Below are 23253 nucleotides of genomic sequence, written 5' to 3' on the forward strand. Positions count from 1 at the left end.
CAGAGTACGGGCTGGAAGCCGGGGCCGCCCTGTGCACGTGACTTGCCAGCCCCCGGGGTTGTTGTTTGGATGGGCCAATGACCACCACTGCAGCTGATTCCGGAAGCGTCCCCGCCGTTACCGCGCCCGAACCGACCGACGAAAACATCTGGCTCGAGGACATCTACGGCGAGGAACAGCTCGCCTGGGTCAAGGAGCAGAACTCCCGCACGGAAGACCTGCTGGGGGACGCGGAATATTCGGAGCTTGAGGGGCGCATCCTGGAGGTGCTGGATTCCACCGACCGGATCGCCATGGTGGGCAAGCGCGGCGACTGGTACTACAACTTCTGGAAGGACCAGCAGAACCCGAAGGGACTGTGGCGGCGGACCACCTGGGAGAGCTACTGCACCGATTCGCCCGAGTGGGATGTCCTGCTCGACGTCGACGCCCTGGCCGCCGCCGAAGGCGAGGAGTGGGTGTTCCACGGCGCCACGTTCCTCCGCCCCGCGCCCGGCGAACCGTACCGGTTGGCCCTGCTGGCGCTCTCCCCGGACGGCGGTGACGCCAACCGCTACCGCGAATACGATGTCGAGGCCCGCGCCTTCGTGGACCCGGCCCGTGGCGGCTTTGACCTGCCGACGGCGAAGGGCAACGTCTCGTGGCTGGACGCGGACACGCTGCTGGTCGCCTCCACGGCGGAGGGACTGCCAAAGACGGCGTCCTCCTATGCGCGCACCGCGGTCACGCTGAAGCGCGGCACGGCCCTGTCCGCCGCTCCCCTGCTGTTCGAGGTCCCCGGGGACCACATGATGGCCGTGGTGGCACACGACTCCACCCCGGGTTTCGAGCGCACCTTCGCGGTGGACTACATCGACTTCTTCAACCGCACCAACCTGGTGCTGCGCGATGGCGCCTGGGTGGCCATCGATGTCCCCACGGACGTCAACGTCAGCGCGCACCGGGACTGGCTCCTGTTCCGACCCCAGCAGGACTGGGACCTGGCCGGCACCACCTATCCCGCGGGATCACTGCTGGCCGCGAAGTATGAGGAGTACCTGGCCGGCGGGCGCGACCTGTCGGTCCTGTTCACCCCGGACCCGCACACCTCGCTGCAGTCCTGGAGCTGGACCCGGAATTTCCTGCTGCTCAACCTGCTCAAAGACGTTTCGTCCGAAATCCGTGTGCTTGACCCCTCCCGTCCGGGTGACGCCGCGTCCGGCGGCAGCGCCTGGGCTTCCACCCTCCTGGACGCCTGCCCGCCGCTGCACGACGTCAACGCCTACGCGGTGGACGACGAGGATGAGGCAGCGGCCGACGGCGGTGCGGGCGACGACTTCTGGCTCGTCGCCACCGGGTTCACCACCCCGAGCACACTGATGCGCGGGACGCTGGAACGGGAGGCGCCGAAACACGGCGAGGACGACGGCGGCGTCCCCGGCGTGGGAAGCCGGCACGCGGTGGTGAAGGCGTCGCCGTCGTTCTTTGCGGACAGCGAGTACGAGGTGCAGCAGCACTTTGCCGTGTCGGAGGACGGCACGCGCGTCCCGTATTTCCAGGTGGCGGCCCGGAACCTGCCGCTGGACGGGCAGAACCCCACCCAGCTCTCCGGGTACGGCGGGTTCGAGATTTCCCGCACGCCCGCGTACAGCGGCACGGTGGGCCGGGCCTGGCTGGAGCGCAGGACCGCGGGCGCTCCCGGCCCCGGCGGGGAGGCCGGGCACTCCCGCGGCGGGGTGTACGTGGTTGCGAACATCCGCGGCGGCGGCGAGTACGGGCCCTCCTGGCACCGGGCCGCGCTGAAGGAAAACCGGCACAAGGCGTACCAGGACTTTGCCGCGGTGGCGCGGGACCTGATCAACCGGGGCGTCACCTCCCGTGAGCGGCTGGGCTGCGTGGGCGGCTCCAACGGCGGGCTGCTGGTGGGCAACATGCTGACCCGATACCCGGAACTTTTTGGTGCCGTCTCCTGCGGGGTTCCCCTGCTGGACATGCGCCGCTACACGAAGCTCTCGGCCGGCCACTCCTGGATCGCGGAGTACGGAGACCCGGACGTGCCGGAGCAGTGGGAGTACATCCGCACGTTTTCGCCGTACCACCTGCTCCGGGACGGTGTGGAATACCCGGAAACATTCATTTGGACGGCCACGTCCGACGACCGCGTGGGACCAGTCCAGGCACGCAAGATGGCGGCCCGCATGCTGGCCATGGGCATCCCGAACGTCTGGTTCCATGAGGCGCTGGAGGGCGGCCACGCCGGTGCATCCGACAACCGCCAGGCCGCGTCCCTGCAGGCCCGGAGCCAGCATTTTCTCTGGAAGGCGCTGGCCGGCGGCCTGTCATGAGCGGCGGCTTTCGATGACGGGTGGCCGGGCATGGCTGCGGAACTGACGGTCCGGCGGGCCGTGGCGGCCGACGCGGAGCGGCTCGCGGAGGTGCATATCCACTGCTGGCAGGAGACGTACCGCGGGATGCTGTCCGATGGCTTCCTCGCCGCAGCGGACCAGGCGGGCCGGCGAGCACTGTGGCGCCACCTGCTGGACCGGCCGGATCCTGCCGTGGCCTGGGTGGCGTGCGACCGCGGCATGGTGGTTGGTTTCGCGGGTGTCCGGTGGGATGCGCCTCCAGGTTCCCCGCAAGGGCACCCGCCCCCAGCCTCCGGGGACTTCCAGCTGTGGGGCCTTTACCTGCTGGCCTCGCACCAGGGGCTCGGCCTGGGCCGGCGGCTGCTGGAAACCGCCCTCGGGGATGCTGCGGCGAGCCTGTGGGTGGCGGCGGATAACAGCCGTGCCATCAGTTTCTACCGCCGGTTCGGCTTTGAACCTGACGGCGCCGAGGACGTCCTGGCCGATTGGGAGAACCTGCGCGAGATCCGGATGGTGCGTTTGGGGGCACCTGCGTTGTGACGGAGGCATGTTCGTGCGCGTTCCTGTGCCGCAGCCTGAAACCGGGCAAGCCCGTTTTGCGCTGACTGCCCGGATCTGCGTATCCTTGGTGGGCTAGTAATAGCAATTGGAGACGTGCCAGAGCGGCCGAATGGACTTCACTGCTAATGAAGGGTCGGGGTTAAACTCGACCGGGGGTTCAAATCCCCCCGTCTCCGCGTTTGGCCCCGGTCCTGGACCGGGGCCTTTTGCGTTCCCCGGGGTCTGTTATGCCGCTACTGATGTCCGGGGATCGGACGCCGCACCATCCCGGCGCTGTTGCGGTGGCACGATGATCGAATGGCAGCAAGTACACCCGCCGGCACTCCGGAGACCACAGCGCAGGTCTGGAATCCCCGCCTGGCGCTCCTGGTGGCGGTAACGTTCTTTATGGAGTTCCTGGACGGCACAGTCCTCACCACGGCCATCCCCAACATTTCCGCCGACTTCCGGGTTCCGGCCGCCGACGTCAACATCACCATGACCGCGTACCTGCTGACCGTGGCCGTCGGCATCCCCATCAGCGGGTGGCTCGCGGAGCGGTTCGGCGCGCGGCGCGTGTTCTGCCTTGCCATCGCGGTGTTCACCCTCGCTTCGCTCGCATGTTCATTGAGCCAGGACCTCACCACACTGACGCTCAGCCGCATCGCGCAGGGTGCGGGCGGCGCCATGATGGTGCCGGTCGGAACCCTGGTGGTGCTCCGGGGAACTCCCAAGTCCGAGCTGCTGCGGGCCACGGCCTTCCTGGTGTGGCCCGGGCTCCTCGCCCCGGTCCTTGCTCCGCTGGTGGGTGGCGCCCTCACCACATACCTGTCCTGGCACTGGATCTTCCTCATCAACCTGCCCCTCGGCGCTGCCGCCTTAATCGCCGCGCTCCGGCTGGTACCCCGCTTCGCCGGTGACCCGGCACGCCGGCTGGACTGGCCGGGCCTGTTCCTCACGACCGCCGGCGTGGGCGCCCTGGTGGCGGGCCTGGAACTGGCCAGCGCCCACCCGGACACGCCCTGGGCTGGAATCAGCGCAGCGTCCGGAACGGCAGCCCTTGCAGCCGCCGTGCTGTGGATGCGCCGGGCCCGGAATCCGCTGTTTGACCTGGGCGTCTTCCGGACGAGGACCTTCCGGGCGATGGCCACGGGAGGGTTCGCCTACCGCCTGACCATCAGTTCGGTCCCGTTCCTGCTGCCCCTGATGTTCCAGACAGGCTTCGGCTGGTCACCCATCCACGCCGGGATCATGGTGGCCGCGGTGTTCATCGGCAACATCGGCATCAAGCCGGCCACCACACCGCTGATCCGGCGCTTCGGCTTCAAGGCAATGCTGGTGTTCGCCAGCCTGGCCTCGGCCGCTACCTTCGCCGCTTGCGCCCTGCTGACCCCGGAAACACCCCAGGCTTTGACGTTCGCCCTGCTGGTCTGCAGCGGGGCATTCCGGTCGATCGGTTTCTCCGCCTACGCCTCGGTGCAGTACGCAGACATCGTGCCCGGGCAGCTGACTTCGGCCAACACGGTCTCCGCGACGCTCGTCCAGCTGGCCACCGGCGCCGGCATCGCCGTCGCGGCCCTCCTCATCCGGATCTTCGACGGACTCGGCACCTTCCCGCAGGACTCCGCCGGACCATTCCGCGGGGCCTTCCTGGCCATGGCCGCGCTGATGCTCGCCAGCACGGTGGACAGTCTCCTCCTGCCGCGGCACGCCGGTGCTGAAGTCAGCCGGCCTGGGCAAGCACCAGCGGAAGCACGGCGCCCGCCCCTGCCTGCCGAAGGGCGCGGCCAGCAACCGTAAGCGTCCACCGGCTGTCCGCCAGGTCATCGACGAGCATCACACTTTGCCCCTGGAGGGAGCCCAAGGCTGCTTCCAGTTCCGGCCCGGCCAGCAGGCGGTCCCACACGCCGGCCAGCCGGTAGGCGCTGTTGCCGCCGCGGCTGCCGGTTGGGCCGCCGTGGGCCAGCTGCAGCTCGCCCAGGTAGGGGATCCGGCCTATCTCCGAGATCCCCCTTGCCAGTGAACCCACCAGCTGGGGCTTGCCCCGGGACGGAATGCTGACAATCGCGGCCGGCCTGCCCGCGCCGCTCCAGCCAGGGGTCCGGGAATCTCCTGCACCCCATTCCCGCAGGACCTGGACGCAGGCCTGCAGCATGCCCGGGTCCACCGGCCGGTCCTCAGCGCCCGCCGCGAAGAGTTCGCGCAGCGCTCCGCCCCAGCCAAGATCGGTAAGCCTGGCAAGGATGCGGCCTTCCGCGAGCCCCTCACCGGGTTTGAGCTTGCCCTTTACCGGGACGCCCAGGCGCTCCATGCCGCTGGGCCACTGAAGGCGGGCCTCCAGGATGCCGCCGGCCCGGTTCAGCGTCTGGCCTGCGGCCGCCGTAGCGTCCTCCGCAACCTCAGACGGGAACCATCTCCCGGCGCAGTTGTCGCACCGTCCGCACGGATGGGCGGTCTCGTCGTCCAGGACCGAGGTGATGTACTCCATCCGGCATCCTGCGGTGTCCTGGTAGATCACCATGGAGTCCTGCTCATCCACACGGGCCTCGGCGATGCGGCGGTAGCGTTCGGCGTCGTACACCCATGGCTGCCCGGTGGACTTCCACCCGCCGCCCACACGCTCCACCGCGCCGTCCACTGACAAAACCTTGAGCAGCAGTTCGAGCGGGGTCCGGCGGAGGTCCACCCTCGCTTCGAGTGCCACGGTGGAGAGCGCGGTTCCCGCCTCGGCCAGGGCGGTGAGGACAGCCGCGGCTTTCTCCTCCGACGGCATGGATGCCGTGGCGAAGTACTGCCAGATCTCGCGGTCCTCGGCGCCGGGCAGGAGCAGCACGTCGGCGTTCGCGGCGCCACGGCCGGCACGGCCCACCTGCTGGTAGTAGGCAACGGGTGAGGACGGCGCCCCAAGGTGGACCACAAATCCAAGATCGGGTTTGTCGAATCCCATGCCAAGCGCCGAGGTGGCCACGAGGGCCTTGACCTGGTTGTCCTTGAGGAGCTGTTCGGCGCGTTCCCGGTCCGCCGGGTCGGTTCGTCCGGTGTAGGACAGCACCTCGTGTCCTGCCTCGGCCAGCAGCCGGGCGGTATCCTCCGCGGCTGACACCGTGAGGGTGTAGATGATGCCGCTGCCGGGCAGGTCCGACAGGTGGGTCAGGAGCCAGCCCAGGCGCTGCCTCGAGTCCGGCAGGGACAGCACGCCCAGCCGGAGCGAGTCGCGGCCCAGGGCACCGCGGATGGTGAGGACGCCTGCACCGAGTTGTTCTTCGATGTCGTGCACCACCCGCGAGTTGGCGGTCGCTGTTGTGGCCAGGACCGGCACGGATTCCGGCAACCGGTTGATGAGGTCCGCGATCCTGCGGTAATCCGGGCGGAAGTCGTGCCCCCAGTCCGAGATGCAGTGTGCCTCGTCGATGACCAGGAGCCCGGTCCGCCGGATCAGTTCCGGCAGCTGGTTCTCCCGGAACGAGGGGTTGGTGAGCCGCTCGGGCGATACGAGCAGAACGTCCACCTGGTCCGCGGCCAGCTGCTCGCGGACGGCGTCCCACTCCAGCTGGTTGGCCGAGTTGATGGCAACGGCCTGCACGCCGGCGCGGGCCGCAGCGGCCACCTGGTCCCGCATCAGGGCGAGCAGGGGCGACACGATCAGCGTCGGCCCGGCGCCGCGGCGGCGCAACAGCAGGGAGGCGACAAAGTACACTGCCGACTTCCCCCAGCCGGTGCGCTGGACCACCAAAGCCCGCCGGCCGCCGTCGACCAATGCCTCAATGGCCTCAAACTGGCCGTCGTGGAAATCAGCGGCGGGGTTTCCCACCAGTTCCCGAAGCACCCCCAGCGCCTGCTGATGGGTGGCGGAAGCTGTTCTGCCGGAGTCGGATACTGCGGACAGCGAAGGAGGGGTGTCGGTCAGTGCTGTTTCGGTTACGGCGGCATGCTGGTTATCGACCATTGATTCAGTATCCCAGCCGCCTGCGACACCGGGCATCCCGCCCGCGGGTATGTGGACAGGACGCAAGCAGCCAGGACTCCGTCACAATCGGCGGCCGGCACTGCCCCTCCACAGGCATGGTCCGGGCCCACGTAAGATAAAGCGCGTGACTAGCGAACAGACAACGACTTTTGATCTCTCGGCATCCTTCAAGGCCTACGACGTCCGTGGCATTGTGGGCGAGTCCATCACTGCCGAAATCGTCGAAGCCGTGGGGGCAGCATTCGTGGACGTCCTGCAGCTCGAAGGCGAAACGATCCTCGTGGGCGGGGACATGCGTCCCTCCTCCCCCGAATTCAGCAAGGCCTTCGCGAACGGCGCGGCCGCCCGCGGCGCCAACGTTGAACTGCTGGACCTCATTTCCACCGACGAACTGTACTTCGCCTGCGGCTTCCTCAACCGGGCAGGCGCCACCTTCACCGCCAGTCACAACCCTGCCGGGTACAACGGCATCAAGATGTCCAAGGCCGGCGCCGTGCCCATCTCCTCGGAAACGGGACTCAAGGACATCCAGACCCTCGCCGAGCAGTACCTCAACACCGGCTCCATCCCGGAAGCAGCCAACCGGGGCCTGATCAGCGTCCGTGACGTGCTCAAGGATTACGCCGAGTACCTTCGGAAGCTGGTGGACCTTTCCGGTTCCCGCCCGCTCAAGGTTGTCGTGGACGCCGGCAACGGCATGGCCGGCCTCACCACGCCCGCCGTCCTCGGCGACGCCCTCCTGCCAAAGCTCCCGTTCGACATCGTTCCCCTGTACTTCGAGCTTGACGGTTCCTTCCCGAACCACCCGGCGAACCCGCTGGAGCCGGAGAACCTGCGCGACCTGCAGGCAGCGGTGATCGAGCACGGCGCGGACATCGGCCTTGCCTTCGATGGCGACGCCGACCGCTGCTTCGTGGTGGACGAGAAGGGCGAGCCGGTATCGCCGTCGGCCATCACCGGAATGGTGGCACGCCGCGAGATCGCCCGCGCCAAGGCGCAGGGCGAGGCCGCCCCCACGATCATCCACAACCTCCTCTGCTCCCGCGCTGTCGCCGAACTGGTGGAGCACGACGGCGGCCGGGCCGTCCGCACGCGCGTGGGCCACTCCTTCATCAAGGCAGTCATGGCTGAGGAAGGTGCCGTCTTCGGCGGCGAGCATTCAGCCCACTTCTACTTCCGCGACTTCTGGAACGCGGACACCGGCATGCTGGCCGCCATGCACGTCCTGGCAGCCCTTGGTGAGCAGGCCGGCCCGTTGTCCGAACTTGCGCGTGAATACGAGCCCTACGTCAGCTCCGGCGAAATCAACTCCGAGGTGGAGGACAAGCCGGCCGCCGTCGAACGCGTGCGGGCGGACTTCGCCGGTGAAGACATCAGCATCGACACGCTGGACGGCAGCACGTTCACGGCCAACGACGGCAGCTACTGGTTCAACCTCCGCCCCTCCAACACGGAGCCTTTCCTGCGGCTCAATGCGGAGGCGACCGACCGTGCCACCATGGAGCGGATCCGCGACCGCGTCCTGGCGCTGGTCCGGGCCTAGGCCGGTATGGCTGAACCTCTGCACCCGGGATCCGGAGAAGGCTGGCGCGGCTCCGTCGCCGAATCCACGGCAACCGACCTCGAGAACCTCCTGGGCACCGGCGTCAGCGCCGCCCAGGAGCAGCTCCAGCGCAACGGCGGCTTCCTCCCGTTCGCTTTGACGGTGCAGAACGACGGCGAGGTGCGGCTTGTCGCCGTCTCCCCCGCCGATGCGCCGGAAGGGTCGGACGCAGACTTCGATGCCGACTCCATGATCGGCGACCTCCAGGCCCTGCTCCGGCAGAACCGCGAAGACTTCCGTGCCGCCGCCGTCGTCTGCGACATCATGCTGGTCGAAGAGGACTCGGACGCCATCCACGTGGCGGCCGAGCACCGCGACGGATCGGTCTTCGCAGCGGTGCTCCCCTACTCGGCCGACGCCGCGACCAAGTCCTGGCACTTCGGCGAACTGGGGGCCGATGCCAGCGAACCCACGATCTGGGTGGACTAGACCGCACCCGGGCCATGAAGATCAACGCCTTCGCCGACGTCAGCCTGCGGGCACTCATGGTGCTCGCAGCGGTTCCCGGCGGCGAGCTGCTCACCACGCAGAACGTCGCCGACTCGGTGGGCACGCCCTACAACCACGTCAGCAAAGCCATGGCCAAACTGCGGTCGCTGGGCCTGATCGAGGTTGTCCGCGGCCGGTCCGGGGGTTCCCGTCTCAGCCACGCAGGGCGCACCGCCACCGTGGGCCAGATCCTGCGCGAACTGGACACCCGGACTGACCCCGCGGAGTGCATGGCGGCCACTGGACCCTGTCCGCTCATCAACGAATGCAAGCTTCGGTCCGCGCTGGCCCGCGCCCGCGAAGCCTTCTACCGGGAGCTTGATTCCGTGGTGATCGCCGACCTTCCCGGTTCACGGCAGATGGCGCCCGTCTTCGACATGATCGGACTCCGGCCAGGCCTCTGACCCCGGCTCCTGCTGGGATCAACCCCAGGAATTTCCGCCCTTCCCGCCGCCCCTGCGGCAACGTTGCGACCCAATTTGATTTTGTCTTCTACGGGGCGTAGAAATTGGGATATAAATACACGCATTTGAAATGCGAGTATTTACGACTGGCCGGACGAAGGCCCCGGCCGCTACCTCAGGAGTCCGCATGCTCTCGGAAAAGTCCCGTCCTGTCATCGAAGCCACCCTGCCCCTGGTCGGATCCCGGATCGGCGAAATCACACCCAAGTTCTACGCCCGCCTTTTCGCCGCCCACCCCGAACTGCTGGACGGGCTGTTCAGCCGCTCCAACCAGCGCTCCGGCAACCAGCAGCAGGCCCTTGCCGGCAGCATCGCCGCCTTCGCGGGCCACCTGGTCAACAACCCCGGCACGCTGCCTGAGGCCGTGCTGTCCCGGATCGCCCACAAGCACGCGTCCCTGGGCATCACCGAACCGCAGTACCAAGTGGTCTACGAGCACCTCTTTGCCGCCATCGCCGAAGACCTTGCCGGGGTCATCACCCCGGAAATCGCCGAGGCCTGGACCGAGGTCTACTGGCTGATGGCAGACGCCCTGATCAAGCTCGAGAAGGGGCTCTACGCGGCGCAGGCCAATGACCGGTTGTGGATGCCGTGGCACGTTGCCGCCAAGACCCCCGCCGGCACGGGCGCCATGACCTTCACCCTTGAGCCCGCAGACGACACCCCGGTAACGCCCGCGCTCCCGGGCCAGTACATCAGCGTCAAGGTGGTCCTGCCCGAAGGCCTGCGGCAGGTCCGCCAGTACTCCCTGTCCGCGGACGCCGGCAGCAGCCGCACCTTCACCACCAAGCTGGACGACGGCGGCGAGGTCTCCCCCGTGCTGCACCGCGACGTCCAGGTGGGTGACATCCTCGAGATCTCCAACCCGTACGGCGAGATCACGCTCAAGGACGGCGACGGGCCGGTGGTCCTGGCGTCCGCCGGCATCGGCTGCACCCCCACCGCCTCCATCCTGCGCTCCCTGGCTGAGTCCGGCTCCGACCGCCAGGTCCTGGTGCTGCACGCGGAAAGCACCCTGGACAGCTGGGCGCTGCGCAGCCAGATGACGGACGACGTCGCACGCCTGGACGGCGCGGAACTGCAGCTCTGGCTGGAGAAGCCGGAGGCAGGCGCACGCGAGGGCTTTATGTCCCTGCGCGAGGTGGATCTCCCCGCGGACGCGTCCCTGTACCTGTGCGGGCCGCTGCCGTTTATGCAGAACATCCGCAATGAAGCCATCAACGCGGGCATCCCGGCCACCCGGATCCATTACGAAGTCTTCGGCCCGGACATCTGGCTGGCCAACTAGGTCCCCACCCTGGGCCCGCGGACTCAGGAGGGACGACGGCGGCCCCGCACCTTTTTCAACAAAAGGTGCGGGGCCGCCGTCGTACTTCAGGCTCTCAGTCTTGTCAGCCCAGGCGTTCCTTCAGCCCGGCGAGCTCGGACTGGAGGGCCCCGGGGAGCGAACCGCCGAAGTTGGCGAACCACTCTTCGATGGAAGCGAGCTCAGCGGCCCATTCGGCGGGATCCACCTTGACCGCCTCCTCGACCTGGGCCGGCGTCATGTCCAGGCCTTCAAGGTCGATGGAATCGCCGGTGGGAACGAAACCGATGGGGGTCTCGACAGCTGCGGCCTTGCCTTCGAGGCGCTCGATGGCCCACTTCAGGACACGGGCGTTGTCACCGAATCCGGGCCAGGCGAAGCCGCCCTCGGAATTCCGGCGGAACCAGTTGACCAGGAAGATCCTGGGCAGCCGCTCGGGGTTGGCCTTGGCGGACAGGTTGACCCAGTGGTTCAGGTAGTCGCCTGCGTCGTACCCGATGAAGGGCAGCATGGCCATCGGGTCGCGGCGGAGCACACCAACGGCGCCTGCGGCGGCAGCGGTGGTTTCGGAGGACAGCGTGGAACCCATGAAGATGCCGTTGGACCAGCTGCGGGCCTCGGTGACCAGGGGAATGGTGGTCTTGCGGCGGCCGCCGAAGAGGATGGCGGACAGTTCGACGCCGTCCGGGTTGTGGTATTCCTCGGCCAGCATGTCGATCTGGTCGATCGGGGTGCAGAAGCGCGAGTTCGGGTGCGCGGCCGGCTTGCCGGACTCGGGCGTCCAGGAGTTGCCCTGCCAGTCGGTCAGGTGTGCGGGCACCTCGTCGGTCATACCCTCCCACCAGACGCCACCGTCGTCGGTCAGCGCGACGTTGGTGAAAATGCTGTTGCCCTTGGCGATGGCGCGCATGGCGTTGGGGTTGGTGCCCCAGCCGGTGCCCGGTGCGACGCCGAAGAGTCCGGCTTCGGGGTTGACGGCACGGAGCTCACCTTCCTTGCCGAAGCGCATCCAGGTGATGTCGTCGCCGAGGGTTTCGACCTTCCAGCCCTTAATGGTGGGGTCGAGCAGCGCGAGGTTGGTCTTGCCGCAGGCGGACGGGAAAGCGGCAGCAACGTAGTAGGTCTTCTGCTCGGGAGAGGTGAGCTTGAGGATGAGCATGTGCTCAGCCAGCCATCCTTCGTCGCGTGCCATGACGGAGGCGATGCGCAGGGCGTAGCACTTCTTGCCCAGCAGCGCGTTTCCACCGTAGCCGGAACCGAACGACCAGATGGAGCGCTCCTCCGGGAAGTGGACAATCCACTTGTCGGGGTTGCAGGGCCACGGCACGTCTTCCTGGCCGGGCTCCAGCGGGGCGCCAAGGGAGTGGAGCGCTGGAACGAAGAAGGCGTTGGTTTCGGTGATGCGGTCCAGGACGTCGGTGCCGATGCGGGCCATGATGCGCATTGAGGCAACAACGTAGGCGCTGTCGGTGATCTCGACGCCGAACTTCGGGTCCTCGGCGTCCAGGTGGCCCATGACGAACGGGATGACGTACATGGTGCGGCCGCGCATGGAACCGGCGAACAGACCGCGCAGCTTGTCCTTCATCTCGGCCGGGTCCATCCAGTTGTTGGTGAAGCCGGCGTCGCGCTTGTTCTCGGAGCAGATAAAGGTCTGCTCTTCGACGCGGGCCACGTCGGCCGGGTCGGAGAAAGCGGCAAAGGAGTTGGGGAAGAGTTCCTGGTTGAGGCGGGTCAGGGTGCCGGCCTCGACGAGTTCGTTCGTGAGGCGGGTGTTCTCCTCTTCGGAACCGTCAACCCAGTAGATGCGGTCCGGCTGCGTAAGCTCAGCAACCTCTTCTACCCATGCCAGCAGGCCGGCATGTGTGGTGGGTGCTTTCTCAAGCAGCGGCTTCTGCGCCAGATCGCCCATTGCAGTTCCCTTCCTCGGGGTTGATCGGTGTGTCCTAAATGCTATGGTCCGGACCACTGGGATTTTTTGGCAGTTTGCCGCCTAAAAATGGGGACCGAAACGCCATTCCGCGGAATTTCAAGGTTTATTTGCGGAAAAGTCTACGATTAAGTGACGAAGGTCACCTATACCGGTCTAGTCGCACAGATTACAGGCGTTTCGATTTGGTACTGCGGCAAACCTCGCGTAAAGTAATTCGAGGTTCAGGGAGAGCGGTTCTTCTCCAGGAACACGAGATGCGCCCATAGCTCAGCTGGATAGAGCGTCTGTCTACGGAACAGAAGGTCAGGGGTTCGAATCCCTTTGGGCGCACAAACAAGGTCCGCACCGGTTCGCCGGTGCGGACCTTTTGCGTTAAGCACTGTTACAGCCGGCGTCCCCCGAAGCTCAGGATGTGACGCCGGACGGTCACGGCCCCGGCGTAGGCTTTCCCCATGACGCCGGTGGCTGAGCGCGAATTTGATGTTGTGGTGATCGGGGCAGGCGCCGTCGGCGAGAATGTGGCCGACCGCGTGGTGCAGGGCGGCCTCACCGCAGTCCTGGTTGAGGCAGAGCTGGTCGGCGGTGAATGCTCGTACTGGGCCTGCATGCCATCCAAGGCACTGCTCCGGCCCGGGACGGCCCTGCATGGAGCCCAGACCTCGCCCGGCGCAAAGGAAGCAGTCACCCGCACCCTGGACGCCGCCGCCGTACTGAAGCGCCGCGACTATATGACGGCCAACTGGCAGGATGACAGCCAGGCCGCCTGGGTCCATGACACGGGAATCGAACTGGTCCGCGGCCGTGCCTGGCTCACGGGAACCAAGGCTGTGGAAGTGGCGGGACTGGACGGAACGTCCCATGTCCTCCGGGCACGCCACGCGGTAGTTATCGCCACTGGCTCAACGCCGACTAAGCCGCCCATCGAGGGGCTCGATGGCCTGCAGGTGTGGGGTACCCGCGAAGCCACCTCAGCCAAGGAAGTCCCGGAGCGCCTCGCGGTCCTGGGCGGAGGCGTTGCCGGTACCGAACTCGCACAGGCATTCGCGCGCCTGGGCTCGGCCGTGACCCTTGTGGCCCGGAGCAGGCTGCTGGGCGCCTTCCCCGAGGAAGCCGCCCGGCTGGTGGGAGCAGGCCTGCGCGCGGACGGCGTTGAACTCCGCCTCCACACGTCCACCGAACGAATCAGCGCGAACGACGACGGCACGTTCAGCCTGCTGCTTGGAGACGGCACCACTGTCACTGCGGACAAAGTCCTGGTTGCGACGGGGCGGCACCCGGCACTGGAAGGGCTGGGCCTGGAAAGCCTCGGCTTCACGGCCGGCAGGGACGGGAACCTGGCCCTGTCAACCGATACCACCGGACTGGTGCAGGACGCGCCGGGCGCCGACCCGTGGCTGTACGCAGTGGGGGACGCCGCCGGCCACAACCTCTACACCCACCAGGGCAAATACGAGGCACGCGCCACCGGTGACGCCATTGCGGCCCGGGCGAAGGGTGAGCTGCAGGGTACGCCCCAGGACTGGAGCCGGTACGCACAAACGGCCAACAGGCATGCGGTGCCTGGGGTGGTTTTCACCGACCCCGAACTGGCTTCCGTGGGCCGCACCGTGGAAGCTGCCAGGAAGGACGGGTTCACCGTCTCCTCAGTCGAACTGCCTATCCAGGTGGCCGGGTCCTCGCTGCACTCGGAGAACTACGAGGGGTGGGCCCAGCTGGTGGTGGACGAGGACCGGAAGGTACTCCTCGGCGCGACTTTCGCCGGCCCGGACGTTGCGGAACTGCTGCATGGGGCCACGATCGCCGTGGTGGGCGAGGTTCCGCTGGACCGGCTTTGGCATGCGGTTCCGAGCTACCCCACCATCAGCGAGGTGTGGCTCCGGCTCCTCGAGAAGTACGGGCTCTAGCACCATTGATTCCTATTTGAACTGACCAGTCAGTTTAGATAGGCTGGAAGGGCAGCTGCATTCCCGTGAAAGGCCATCTTGCTCTCAGCGCACCAGCTCCATGTCAAAGGGCGGCGCGATCCGCTGCTTCCCGCCACCTCGATCATCACCGGCAGGGGTGAACTCCTGCTTGTCACCGGCGCCCGGCAGGACCACAGGACCAGCCTCGCCCTTGTCCTTAGCGGCAGGATGAAGCCCACCGGCGGCACCATCTCATGGGACGGCCACCGGCGGACCCGGCAGCTTAGGCTCTCGGCCGGCCTGGTGGACTCCCCCGGCGTCAACGAACCCGAAGAGCACCTCAGCGTCCGGGACCTCGTTTCGGAAGACCTGGCGCTGGTGCCGCGCCGCTACCGCGGAGCCCTGGTCAGCGGGCCATGGCTCAAAGTGAACAGCTTTGAGGACATCGCCGGGCTTTGGACCGAACAGCTGGACCCGCGCCGCAGGCTCGAGCTCCTGACGGCGCTGGCCCTGGCCAACCCGCACACGGACCTGCTGGTCGTCGATTCGCCGGACCGGCACACCGCAGATGCCCATGACTGGCTGCCGCGGCTGCAGCAGCTGGCGTCCGACGGCGGGCGGCCGCTCGCCGTCGTCGCCACCGTCAGCTCCCTTCCGCCCACGTGGGCAGGCCCGTCGGCCGCTATCGGCAACGCCGCGCAGGCGCAGGATCCCGAAGACCGGCAGGACGTCCCCGCCCCCGAGCATCACGACACCCGACTCGAAACTGAGGTTGCCAAGTGACCGTTCTGCGGCTGGCCCGCTCTGAACTCAAGCGCATGACCGGCGGGCTGCTGCCGAAGCTGACCATCCTGGCACTGGCCATGGTGCCGCTGCTGTACGGCGCCGTGTACCTGTACGCGAACTGGGACCCGTACGGAAACCTGGACCACCTCGATGCCGCCCTGGTCGTGGAGGACACCGGCGCCACCGCCAGCGACGGGACACCGTTGGCCGCCGGAACCAAGGTGGCGGACAGCCTGGTTGAGGGCAACGTCTTCCACTGGGTGCGCGTGGACAGTACCGAACAGGCGGACCAGGGCGTCAGCGACGGCAAGTACGCCTTCGCCCTGAAGATTCCGGCGGATTTCTCGGCCAACCTGGTGTCCCCCGGAAGCTTCGATTCCGCCAGCCAGGCCATGCTGAACGTCACCACGAACGACGCCAACAACTATCTGCTCAGCACCATCGTGGACAAGCTGACCACCTCGGTGCACAGCACCGTGGCCACAGAGGTGGGCGAAGAAACGGCGAACCAGCTGCTGACGGGCTTTGGAACCATCCACTCACGGATGGTGCAGGCGGCTGACGGCGCCACCCGTGTGGCCGACGGCGTAGCCGGCCTCAGGGACGGCGCCGCGTCACTGCACCAGGGCACCACCGCCCTCAGCACCGGCGCCGCCGACCTGTACGCCGGCCAGCTCAAACTGCGGGACGGCGCCAACCAGCTGACGGACGGCGCGGGCCAGCTCAGCAGCGGGCTCTCCACCCTCAAGGACAGGACTGCGTCCCTGCCCACCGATTCGCAGACGCTCGCCAACGGCGCCGCGCAGGTTGCCGCCGGGAACGCCCAGTTGAACGCCAAGTTCCAGGACGTGGCAGCCCAGCTCGAAGCCGCGGACCAGGGGCTACGGACCAGGGTCATCGAGTCCAACACCAGGCTGGTCGCGTCCGGGGTGCTGACGCAGGAACAGGCAGACAGCATCCTCGCCGACTTCGATGCAACGGCGGCGTCCAGCCCGGTCGCGGCGGCGAAGGCGAAGATCCAGACGGACGCGGCGCAGGTCCAGCAGCTGGCCGACGGGGCCGAGTCGGTCAGCATGGGTGCCTCCCAGCTCGCCGCGGGGACCCCGGCCTTGAAGGAGGCCGTCCAGCAGGCATCCGCCGGCGCAGACCAGCTGCACACCGGAGCCGCGACGCTGGCAACGGGCGGGCAGGCGGCGGTTGACGGTGCGGCCAACCTCAGCGACGGTGCGAAGAAGCTCGACGACGGCGCTGCCCGCCTGGCTGCGGGCACGGTCACGGCGGCGGACGGCTCCCGCACCCTCGCGGAGGAGATCAGCAAGGGAGCCGGCCAGGTCCCCAACCCGGACGCCAGCCAGAAGGACAACCTGTCCCGGGTCATGGCAGACCCGGTGGCGGTCAGCAACGTGTCCCAGGCGAAGGCCGATTCATACGGCGCGGGCCTGGCACCCTTCTTCCTCACGCTGGCCCTGTGGATCGGCATCTTTATGCTGGTGCAGGCCATGCGGCCCATCACCCGGCGGGCCCTCGCGTCCAACGCACCCTCATGGAAGATCGCCCTGGGCGGCTGGCTTCCCTTCCTGGCCGTCTCCGCGGTACAGGCCACGCTCCTGACGCTCGTTGTGAACCTCGCCCTCGGCCTCGACCCGGCGCATCCGGTCCTGATGTGGCTGTTTATGCTGGCGGCGGCCATGGCGTTCAGTGCCATCATCCAAGGCATCGTGGCGCTGCTGGGATCACCCGGCAAACTGCTGGTGCTGATCCTGCTGGTCCTGCAGCTGGTCTCCTCCGGCGGCACCTTCCCCTGGCAGACGACCCCGCAGCCCCTCCATGTGGTGCACGAGGTCCTCCCCATGGGATACGTGGTCACCGGGATGAGGCACCTTATTTACGGGGCCGACCTCTCCATGATCGTCCCCACCGTCATCGGGCTCCTCGGTTACACCCTGCTGGGCGCCGGAATGTCCATCCTCGCGGTGCGGCGGAACAAATACTGGACGCTGAAGGCGCTCAAACCGGAGATCGCGGTATGACCTCCGGTCCGCCGCCCGCGGAAGGGCCGGATACCACCGGCGGCACGGCGGGGGCAAAAGGTTCCCGACCCGTCCGCACCACCGCCACACGGCAGAAGCTGTTCGACGCCTCCATGGAACTCATCGGCCAGCGCGGGGCCGCCAGCGTCACGGTTGATGAAATTGCTGCTGCCGCCGGCGTGTCCAAGGGCACCGTTTATTACAACTTCGGCAGCAAATCCGAACTCATCGCGCAGCTGCTGCGGCACGGGGTGGACATCCTCAAGGCCCGGCTGCTCAGCGCCGCCCGCGGTGTGCCCGGAGAAACGGCCGCAACTGGGGCGGCCGGCAGCGACCCCTTGCTTGCCATGGAGGAAATGATCGGCCAAGCCATGGATTTCATGGCGGAGTACCCGTCCTTTGCCCGCCTCTGGGTCAGCGAGAACTGGCGCATTCCCAGCGAATGGCAGGGAACCTTTGCCGAGCTGCGCGGCGAACTGCTCGAAGTGATTGCCCATGCGGTGGAAAGCGTGGCCGCCGTCTACCCCGTGGATGAATCAGTCTCCCGGGGCAGCCTGGAAACCGCCATCTTCGGCGCCTGCTTTGTGGTGGGCCTGGACCGGCAGACCTACAACCCCGAACGGAGCCGTGACCAAAGCGTTGCGGCAATCATGGCCATTATGCGCGGCTACGTGCTGAACCCGCCTGCCCCTCGGGAATGATGGTGGACATGCGCCACATGGGGAAGAGCGGAAAGTTCGCCGTCATTACCGGGATCGCCGCGGCAGGACTGCTTGTGCTGACCGGGATGACGCTGGCCATGCCGGTCTTCAACGCGTTCATGGGAGTACTGGCGCTGGCGTACCTGTCGGCCATCGCCGAACTCCTGGCGCGGCGCCGCCGGGCTGCCCTGCTGGCAACCGGCGCCGGGACAAGCCTGACGCTGGCGTTCGCCCTCGCTTTCCTGAGCACCTGGGAACTGGCCTACGACGGGCAGTCCTCGTTCCTTGGCACTCCCCTGCCCACGGACGACCCCGACAACTATTTCGTCGGCGCCGGAGTGTCTGCTGTAGCCACACTGCTGGTCCTGTTCCTCGGAGTCGCCTGGCCCCCGGGGCGGAGATTGGCACCGGCTGCGGGCAGGAAAACCGCAGCACAACGCAGACCCGCCACAGCTCCCCGCAGCGCAAGGGCCGCCGCGGCGAAGAGCGCGCCGGGCAGGGGAGCCGCCGCCCAACGAAGTCCTGCACCGCGCATCCCGGCGCGTGCGGCGGCAGGCAAGCGCCCGACGTCGTCCGCTTCACCTGCCCGACGACCCGCACCCAAGCCGGGAAACAGGTCCGTGCCCCGGCGGTAAAACCTTCCACTGGAGGCCCCTGCCCGCCGCGGGCGCCCTCCACGTCGGCAAGCCGCGGTAGTCCGTCGGTACTTACGTACTGATAGCGGCGCTCAGTGCGCGCGCGGAACTTTGAACCGGGTGATCCGGGCGTCCTGTCCGTCCAGCTCCGCCCACGGTTTCTCGGTTTCCAGGACGGTGAGTGCGCTGGTGGGAAAGTGCGTGGCGGCATCCATGTAGGCGTCGTGGTCCGAATCGCGCGACGCCAGGTGCATCGCGAGGTCCTGCACGCCGGGCAGGTGGGCGATCAGCATCAGGGTGGTCACCGTGTCCGGAACGTGGTTGATCACGGAAAGCATTCGCAGGGCGGATGCCGCGTACAGCCCCTCCTCAAGCTTGGGGGTGGGGGCTTTGTCACCCAGTTCAGAGCACACCCAGGTGCAGGTCTGCCGGGTCCGCAGGGCGCTGGAGCAGAGGATGAAGTCGGGGACGATGTTGTGTTTGAGCAGCCAGCGTCCGGCCAGGGGCGCTTCCCGGTGGCCCCGCTCCTCGAGCGGCCGTTCGTGGTCAGCCACGCCACCAGGCCAGTCGGCCTTGGAATGGCGCATGATCACTAGCCGGCGAAGATGGTGCTCACTCATGGCCCAAGCCTAACGAACCCGTCAGCGCTGCTGTGCCCCTACAGCAAAAGGCGCCCGCCCCGCTGGGGACAGGCGCCTTTCGTTCAGAAGCTAGATCGAGTATTCCGGAGCGGCCCAGACGACCACCTCGGGGTGCTCGTAGAAGCGGTAGCCCTGGCCGCGGACGGTGCGGACCGTGTTGGCCAGGCGGCCCAACTTGGAGCGGAGCCGGCGGATGTGGACGTCGATGGTGCGCTCGTTCGGCACTTCCTCGGCGTTCCGCCAGAGGCCTTCGAGCAGCTCGTCGCGGCCGACGGTGCGGGTGCCGTTTTCCACGAGGTAGTTCAGGAGCTCGAACTCCTTGAAGGTCAGGTTGAGGGATTCGCCGTCGAGGTGAACCTCCCGGCGTGCAAGGTCGATGAGGACACCGGAGGGGCGCGGCTCCTGCGGCTGCTGCGGCCGGGGAGTCTCGGTGCGCTGGCGGGAGTTCACCGTGGGGTCGCCGAAGGTGGAGCGGACGACGTCGAGCGCGGAACCCGGGGTGCCGGCAGGGGCTACGGCGACTGCCGCGTAGCTCTCGGCACCGGTAACCAGCGACTGGGCGTAGGCGCGGATTTCCTGGGCCAGTTTGGCGATTGAGGTGCCGGCAGCCGCGGCGGTTTCCTCATCGATGCCCATGTAGAGGACAAATCCGCGGGCCACGTTGTCATTGGCTACGGGACGCACCGCGTTGGGCCCCGCCACTACCGGAGTGGGAGCGGTGACGGGTGCGGAGTCTGCCGCCGGAACTGCCCGGAGCTGCCCGTATGAATTGGGGTTGTAGCCCTGCGGCGTGTAGCCCTGTGCGGGGAAGCCGTTCCCGGCAGAGGGAGCGAGGGCCGGGCGTGGACCGAAGCCGGGGCGCAGGCCGGATGGCTGGCCCGCCTTGGCGGCGTTACGGACGGAGATGTGGACGTATCCGGATGCAACAGACATGGAATGCTTACCTCAATGTGAATGGCCGCCATCGCGGCTCGAATGCTGGGTTTCCCCGCACTGCGAACTGGGGAGGGGCGCCCGACGCTGGGCTGGGGGGCGAATGCCTAAGAACTTCGGCGGGTGGGAAGGTCAGGCGTGCATTCGACAACAGCGCATGTCGGCAGCAGCTGATGTGCTGGGCCAATATTCTGCGGCTGCAGGTGCTGTTGAGTTCTTGTTCACATTGGAAGTGTGCAGCGTAACAATGGCAACTTGCAAGTAACAATGGACCGAATCGTCCGCATCGTGAGACGAAATGCTCTATTGTGGCGCAGATCACGATTCTGGCGGACCCCAAAGAATAACGCTCGTTATCCGAGCAGCCGGCCCGATAACGGCGTTTGGCGAAATATAGTTCGACAGGCGCGGGCAAAAGGACGCTTTTATTCAACTGAGTGCGGAATGCCAAAATCGCTCCTCAAGCCCGACGCCCCTGTCCAGCCCGATGCGCTCCGGGGAAAAGATTTTTCCCGTCCGAACGTCCGGAAATGAGCCCGGGACTACCCTGCCCTCCTGCTAGAGGGTGCCAGGCGGGTGCCCGCGCGACCAAGCTGCCGGTTCGCTGCAGGACCTTGCCCAGCTGGCTACGCTGGCATTCACAGCCTGCGCACAGGAAAGCCAAAGCCGGGCTACACCCACCGATCGGAGAGTTGTCCCATGGCCACTTCGCACTCCATGACCAACAACCTTCCCAAGCTGTCCCACCCGGACGGCTCCCCCATCCGTGCCCTTGTGGTCGATGACGAGCCCAGCTTGTCCGAACTGATGAGCATGGGCCTGCGGATGGCTGGATGGTCCGTCGCCGTGGCCGCGGACGGCCCCGAGGCCGTGAAGCTCGCAAAGGACTTCCGCCCGGACGTGCTGGTGCTGGACGTGATGCTTCCGGGGTTCGACGGCGTCGAACTGCTGGGCAGGATCCGCGCCTTTGCTCCCGAGGTGCCCGCGCTCTTCCTCACCGCGAAGGATGCCGTCCAGGACCGGATCGTGGGGCTGGCCGCCGGGGGCGACGACTACGTCACCAAGCCGTTCAGCATGGAGGAGGTCATTCTCCGGCTGCACCGCCTGGTGCAGCGTTCCGGGGTCGCAGCCATGGACACCGCCGAACTGGTCGTTGGCGATCTTGTCCTCAACGTCGACACGCGCGAAGTCACGCGGGCCGGGGAGGACGTCCAGCTCACCGCCACACAGTTCGAACTGCTCCGCTACCTTATGGAAAACCCTAAGCGCGTCATCAGCAAGGCGCAGATCCTGGACAGGGTATGGGACTACGACTTCGGCGGGCAGGCCAACATCGTGGAGCTCTACATTTCCTACCTGCGCAAGAAGATCGACGCCGTCCACCCGCCCATGATCCATACCGTGCGTGGCGCCGGTTATGTGATCAAGCCCGCGGAGTAGGCTGTCATGCCCTTCCCCCAGGCTCCGGCCCAGCATTCCCGGAGCTGGCTCAAGCCCGCCACCTGGCACCTGCGGACCAGGCTGATCCTGCTCGCGATGGCGCTGCTGATCGCCATTTGCGGCGCCGTCGGGGTGGCCAGCTATGTATCTATGGACGCGTTCCTCACTCGCCAGCTGGATGACCAGCTGAGCCAGGCCGCCGAACGGGCCAACGATCCCGGCCGCCCTCCAATGGGCGGTTTCAACGGCCGCGACCCCCTGGACGCCCGAGGACAGAGCGTGGGCACGGTCAATGCCCGGATCGTGAACGGCCAGGTGAACAGCGGCGGCTTCCTCGCCTCGGATACCAGCCGGTCGGCGCTGTCCGCCGACGACAAAAAGGTTTTGCTCGCACTCGCCACCGATGCCCGGCCCGTGGACCGGAAGCTGTCCAACGGCGCGTACCGGCTTGTAGCCGTGCAAACGGACTTCGGCGACGTCCTGGTCACCGGCCTCCCGCTCGCCGGCAAGCAAAGCACCCTCGCTTCCCTGGTCTGGACCTTCGTTTTTGTATCGCTGGGCGGCCTGCTGCTGATCGGCCTCGTGGGAACGGTACTGATCCGGCGCACCATGAAGCCGCTCGAACAGCTGTCCGCGGTTGCCACCCGCGTGTCGCAACTGCCCCTCGACGCCGGTGAGGTCGCGCTGGCGGTCCGCGTGCCGCCGTCGAACGCCAACCCGGGCACCGAAGTGGGCAGCGTGGGCCACGCACTGAACCTGATGCTGGACAACGTGGCGAACGCGCTGCAGGCGCGGCAGAAGAGTGAGACCAAGGTGCGTCAATTCGTGGCCGACGCATCGCACGAGCTGCGGACACCGCTAACGGCCATCCGCGGCTACACGGAGCTGATGCGGATGACGGAGCGATTCACCCCCGACGGGCAAAAATCCCTGGCCAGGGTGCAGAGCCAGTCGGAGCGGATGACCGCGCTGGTGGAGGACCTCCTGCTGCTGGCACGGCTGGACGAGGGCCAGCCGCTGAAGCTCAGCGAAGTGGACCTCACGCAGCTGGTGGTCGAAAGCGTCAGCGACGAGAAGGTCATGGCCCCCGGGCACACGTGGCGGCTGGAACTGCCGGACGGGCCCGTGCTGGTCAAGGGCGATGCGTCCCAGCTGCGCCAGGTGCTCATGAACCTGCTGTCGAACGCGCGGAAGCATACCGCCGCCGGCACCACTGTGGTGACGGGAGTTGGCACCTCGCCGGAGGGCACGGCGGTAGTCACGGTAACGGACGACGGCGGCGGCATCCCGGCAGAGTTTGTCGACCACGCGTTCTCCCGCTTTGCCCGCGCAGACGCCGCCAGGAAAGGTACGGAAGACGCGGAAGGTGCGGGCGCCGCCGAGGGCACCAGTGGTCTCGGCCTGTCTATTGTGCAATCCATTGTGGAGGCTCACGGAGGCCGGGTAACGGTGTCATCACGGCCCGGCTGCACGCAGTTCACAGTTCAACTGCCTTCCTTCGATGTTTAGGCAAACCGACGCGCCGTCATTCGTGAT

At 67.2% G+C, this 23253-nt stretch carries 18 protein-coding genes and 2 tRNA genes; 16 read left to right on the plus strand and 4 right to left on the minus strand.

The features are described from left to right. Positions 1-77 precede the first annotated feature (77 nt). From ACYQ1Z_RS09680 to ACYQ1Z_RS09695, 4 genes are all read left to right on the plus strand, one after another. Positions 78-2324: a prolyl oligopeptidase family serine peptidase gene (locus ACYQ1Z_RS09680; protein ID WP_459792301.1), complete on the plus strand. Its 2247-nt coding sequence runs from the start codon at positions 78-80 to the stop codon at positions 2322-2324. A 30-nt stretch (positions 2325-2354) separates the two neighbouring features. Next, a complete protein-coding gene (locus tag ACYQ1Z_RS09685; RefSeq protein WP_459792302.1) occupies positions 2355-2885 on the plus strand; it encodes an N-acetyltransferase family protein in 531 nt (176 codons plus the stop codon). 108 nt (positions 2886-2993) lie between these two features. Next, positions 2994-3082: transfer RNA gene (locus ACYQ1Z_RS09690), tRNA-Ser, on the plus strand. A gap of 121 nt (positions 3083-3203) precedes the next feature. Continuing rightward, entirely contained in the window at positions 3204-4685 is a 1482-nt protein-coding gene (locus tag ACYQ1Z_RS09695; protein ID WP_459792303.1) for an MFS transporter, read from the plus strand. Here the strand turns inward: ACYQ1Z_RS09695 and ACYQ1Z_RS09700 are convergent. Further along, positions 4609-6831, minus strand: a complete 2223-nt coding sequence (locus ACYQ1Z_RS09700; protein ID WP_459792304.1) for a RecQ family ATP-dependent DNA helicase — start codon at positions 6829-6831, stop codon at positions 4609-4611. The genes ACYQ1Z_RS09695 and ACYQ1Z_RS09700 overlap by 77 nt on opposite strands. Before the next feature lie 145 nt (positions 6832-6976). Here ACYQ1Z_RS09700 and ACYQ1Z_RS09705 point away from each other — a divergent pair, with 145 nt between their 5' ends. From ACYQ1Z_RS09705 to ACYQ1Z_RS09720, 4 genes are all read left to right on the plus strand, one after another. After that, a complete protein-coding gene (locus ACYQ1Z_RS09705; RefSeq protein ID WP_459792305.1) occupies positions 6977-8395 on the plus strand; it encodes a phosphomannomutase/phosphoglucomutase in 1419 nt (472 codons plus the stop codon). A 6-nt stretch (positions 8396-8401) separates the two neighbouring features. Beyond that, on the plus strand, positions 8402-8884 hold the full coding sequence (locus ACYQ1Z_RS09710) for a hypothetical protein (RefSeq protein ID WP_459792306.1): 483 nt from the start codon (positions 8402-8404) through the stop codon (positions 8882-8884). A 14-nt stretch (positions 8885-8898) separates the two neighbouring features. Then, a complete protein-coding gene (locus tag ACYQ1Z_RS09715) occupies positions 8899-9348 on the plus strand; it encodes an RrF2 family transcriptional regulator (protein ID WP_459792307.1) in 450 nt (149 codons plus the stop codon). 187 nt (positions 9349-9535) lie between these two features. Continuing rightward, positions 9536-10696 carry a globin domain-containing protein gene (locus tag ACYQ1Z_RS09720; RefSeq protein ID WP_459792308.1) on the plus strand — a complete coding sequence of 387 codons (1161 nt, stop codon included), beginning with the start codon at positions 9536-9538 and terminating at the stop codon, positions 10694-10696. A 103-nt stretch (positions 10697-10799) separates the two neighbouring features. Here ACYQ1Z_RS09720 and ACYQ1Z_RS09725 read toward each other — a convergent pair whose 3' ends face one another. Then, the gene (locus ACYQ1Z_RS09725; RefSeq protein WP_459792309.1) at positions 10800-12626 is read right to left on the minus strand and encodes a phosphoenolpyruvate carboxykinase (GTP); all 1827 of its coding nucleotides are present in this window, start codon (positions 12624-12626) and stop codon (positions 10800-10802) included. A 277-nt stretch (positions 12627-12903) separates the two neighbouring features. On the opposite strand from ACYQ1Z_RS09725, the gene ACYQ1Z_RS09730 reads away from it, so the two are divergent. The 6 genes from ACYQ1Z_RS09730 (at position 12904) to ACYQ1Z_RS09755 (ending at position 18703) form a co-directional block, all read left to right on the plus strand. Beyond that, a tRNA-Arg gene (locus ACYQ1Z_RS09730) sits at positions 12904-12977 on the plus strand. A gap of 122 nt (positions 12978-13099) precedes the next feature. Then, positions 13100-14551 (plus strand): dihydrolipoyl dehydrogenase family protein, encoded by a 1452-nt coding sequence (locus tag ACYQ1Z_RS09735; RefSeq protein ID WP_459792310.1) that lies wholly within the window; start codon positions 13100-13102, stop codon positions 14549-14551. A 78-nt stretch (positions 14552-14629) separates the two neighbouring features. Continuing rightward, positions 14630-15334, plus strand: a complete 705-nt coding sequence (locus ACYQ1Z_RS09740) for an ABC transporter ATP-binding protein (protein WP_459792311.1) — start codon at positions 14630-14632, stop codon at positions 15332-15334. Further along, positions 15331-17367 carry a YhgE/Pip family protein gene (locus ACYQ1Z_RS09745; RefSeq protein WP_459792312.1) on the plus strand — a complete coding sequence of 679 codons (2037 nt, stop codon included), beginning with the start codon at positions 15331-15333 and terminating at the stop codon, positions 17365-17367. Before ACYQ1Z_RS09740 ends, ACYQ1Z_RS09745 begins: the two co-directional genes overlap by 4 nt. Continuing rightward, positions 17364-18068, plus strand: coding sequence for a TetR/AcrR family transcriptional regulator (locus tag ACYQ1Z_RS09750; RefSeq protein ID WP_459792313.1), 705 nt, complete (start codon positions 17364-17366; stop codon positions 18066-18068). Before ACYQ1Z_RS09745 ends, ACYQ1Z_RS09750 begins: the two co-directional genes overlap by 4 nt. An 8-nt stretch (positions 18069-18076) precedes the next feature. Further along, entirely contained in the window at positions 18077-18703 is a 627-nt protein-coding gene (locus tag ACYQ1Z_RS09755; RefSeq protein WP_459792314.1) for a hypothetical protein, read from the plus strand. 92 nt (positions 18704-18795) lie between these two features. On the opposite strand, the gene ACYQ1Z_RS09760 is transcribed toward ACYQ1Z_RS09755, so the two are convergent. Together ACYQ1Z_RS09760 and ACYQ1Z_RS09765 are read right to left on the minus strand one after the other, a co-directional pair. Then, a complete protein-coding gene (locus ACYQ1Z_RS09760) occupies positions 18796-19323 on the minus strand; it encodes a SixA phosphatase family protein (protein WP_459792315.1) in 528 nt (175 codons plus the stop codon). Positions 19324-19413: 90 nt separating this feature from the next. Continuing rightward, positions 19414-20277, minus strand: a complete 864-nt coding sequence (locus tag ACYQ1Z_RS09765) for a winged helix-turn-helix domain-containing protein (protein ID WP_459792316.1) — start codon at positions 20275-20277, stop codon at positions 19414-19416. A gap of 699 nt (positions 20278-20976) precedes the next feature. On the opposite strand from ACYQ1Z_RS09765, the gene ACYQ1Z_RS09770 reads away from it, so the two are divergent. Together ACYQ1Z_RS09770 and ACYQ1Z_RS09775 are read left to right on the plus strand one after the other, a co-directional pair. Then, positions 20977-21717 (plus strand): response regulator transcription factor, encoded by a 741-nt coding sequence (locus ACYQ1Z_RS09770; protein ID WP_459792317.1) that lies wholly within the window; start codon positions 20977-20979, stop codon positions 21715-21717. A gap of 6 nt (positions 21718-21723) precedes the next feature. Beyond that, on the plus strand, positions 21724-23226 hold the full coding sequence (locus ACYQ1Z_RS09775) for a HAMP domain-containing sensor histidine kinase (protein WP_459792318.1): 1503 nt from the start codon (positions 21724-21726) through the stop codon (positions 23224-23226). The last annotated feature ends 27 nt before the right edge of the window (positions 23227-23253 follow it).

Source organism: Arthrobacter sp. AD-310 (assembly GCF_054656615.1).

Coding starts and splice junctions, on each gene's coding strand:
- ACYQ1Z_RS09680 (WP_459792301.1), top strand. CDS start 78: ATGACCACCACTGCAGCTGATTCCGGAAGCGTCCCCGCCGTTACCGCG.
- ACYQ1Z_RS09685 (WP_459792302.1), top strand. CDS start 2,355: ATGGCTGCGGAACTGACGGTCCGGCGGGCCGTGGCGGCCGACGCGGAG.
- ACYQ1Z_RS09695 (WP_459792303.1), top strand. CDS start 3,204: ATGGCAGCAAGTACACCCGCCGGCACTCCGGAGACCACAGCGCAGGTC.
- ACYQ1Z_RS09700 (WP_459792304.1), bottom strand. CDS start 6,831: ATGGTCGATAACCAGCATGCCGCCGTAACCGAAACAGCACTGACCGAC.
- ACYQ1Z_RS09710 (WP_459792306.1), top strand. CDS start 8,402: ATGGCTGAACCTCTGCACCCGGGATCCGGAGAAGGCTGGCGCGGCTCC.
- ACYQ1Z_RS09715 (WP_459792307.1), top strand. CDS start 8,899: ATGAAGATCAACGCCTTCGCCGACGTCAGCCTGCGGGCACTCATGGTG.
- ACYQ1Z_RS09720 (WP_459792308.1), top strand. CDS start 9,536: ATGCTCTCGGAAAAGTCCCGTCCTGTCATCGAAGCCACCCTGCCCCTG.
- ACYQ1Z_RS09725 (WP_459792309.1), bottom strand. CDS start 12,626: ATGGGCGATCTGGCGCAGAAGCCGCTGCTTGAGAAAGCACCCACCACA.
- ACYQ1Z_RS09735 (WP_459792310.1), top strand. CDS start 13,100: ATGACGCCGGTGGCTGAGCGCGAATTTGATGTTGTGGTGATCGGGGCA.
- ACYQ1Z_RS09750 (WP_459792313.1), top strand. CDS start 17,364: ATGACCTCCGGTCCGCCGCCCGCGGAAGGGCCGGATACCACCGGCGGC.
- ACYQ1Z_RS09755 (WP_459792314.1), top strand. CDS start 18,077: ATGCGCCACATGGGGAAGAGCGGAAAGTTCGCCGTCATTACCGGGATC.
- ACYQ1Z_RS09760 (WP_459792315.1), bottom strand. CDS start 19,323: ATGAGTGAGCACCATCTTCGCCGGCTAGTGATCATGCGCCATTCCAAG.
- ACYQ1Z_RS09765 (WP_459792316.1), bottom strand. CDS start 20,277: ATGTCTGTTGCATCCGGATACGTCCACATCTCCGTCCGTAACGCCGCC.
- ACYQ1Z_RS09770 (WP_459792317.1), top strand. CDS start 20,977: ATGGCCACTTCGCACTCCATGACCAACAACCTTCCCAAGCTGTCCCAC.
- ACYQ1Z_RS09775 (WP_459792318.1), top strand. CDS start 21,724: ATGCCCTTCCCCCAGGCTCCGGCCCAGCATTCCCGGAGCTGGCTCAAG.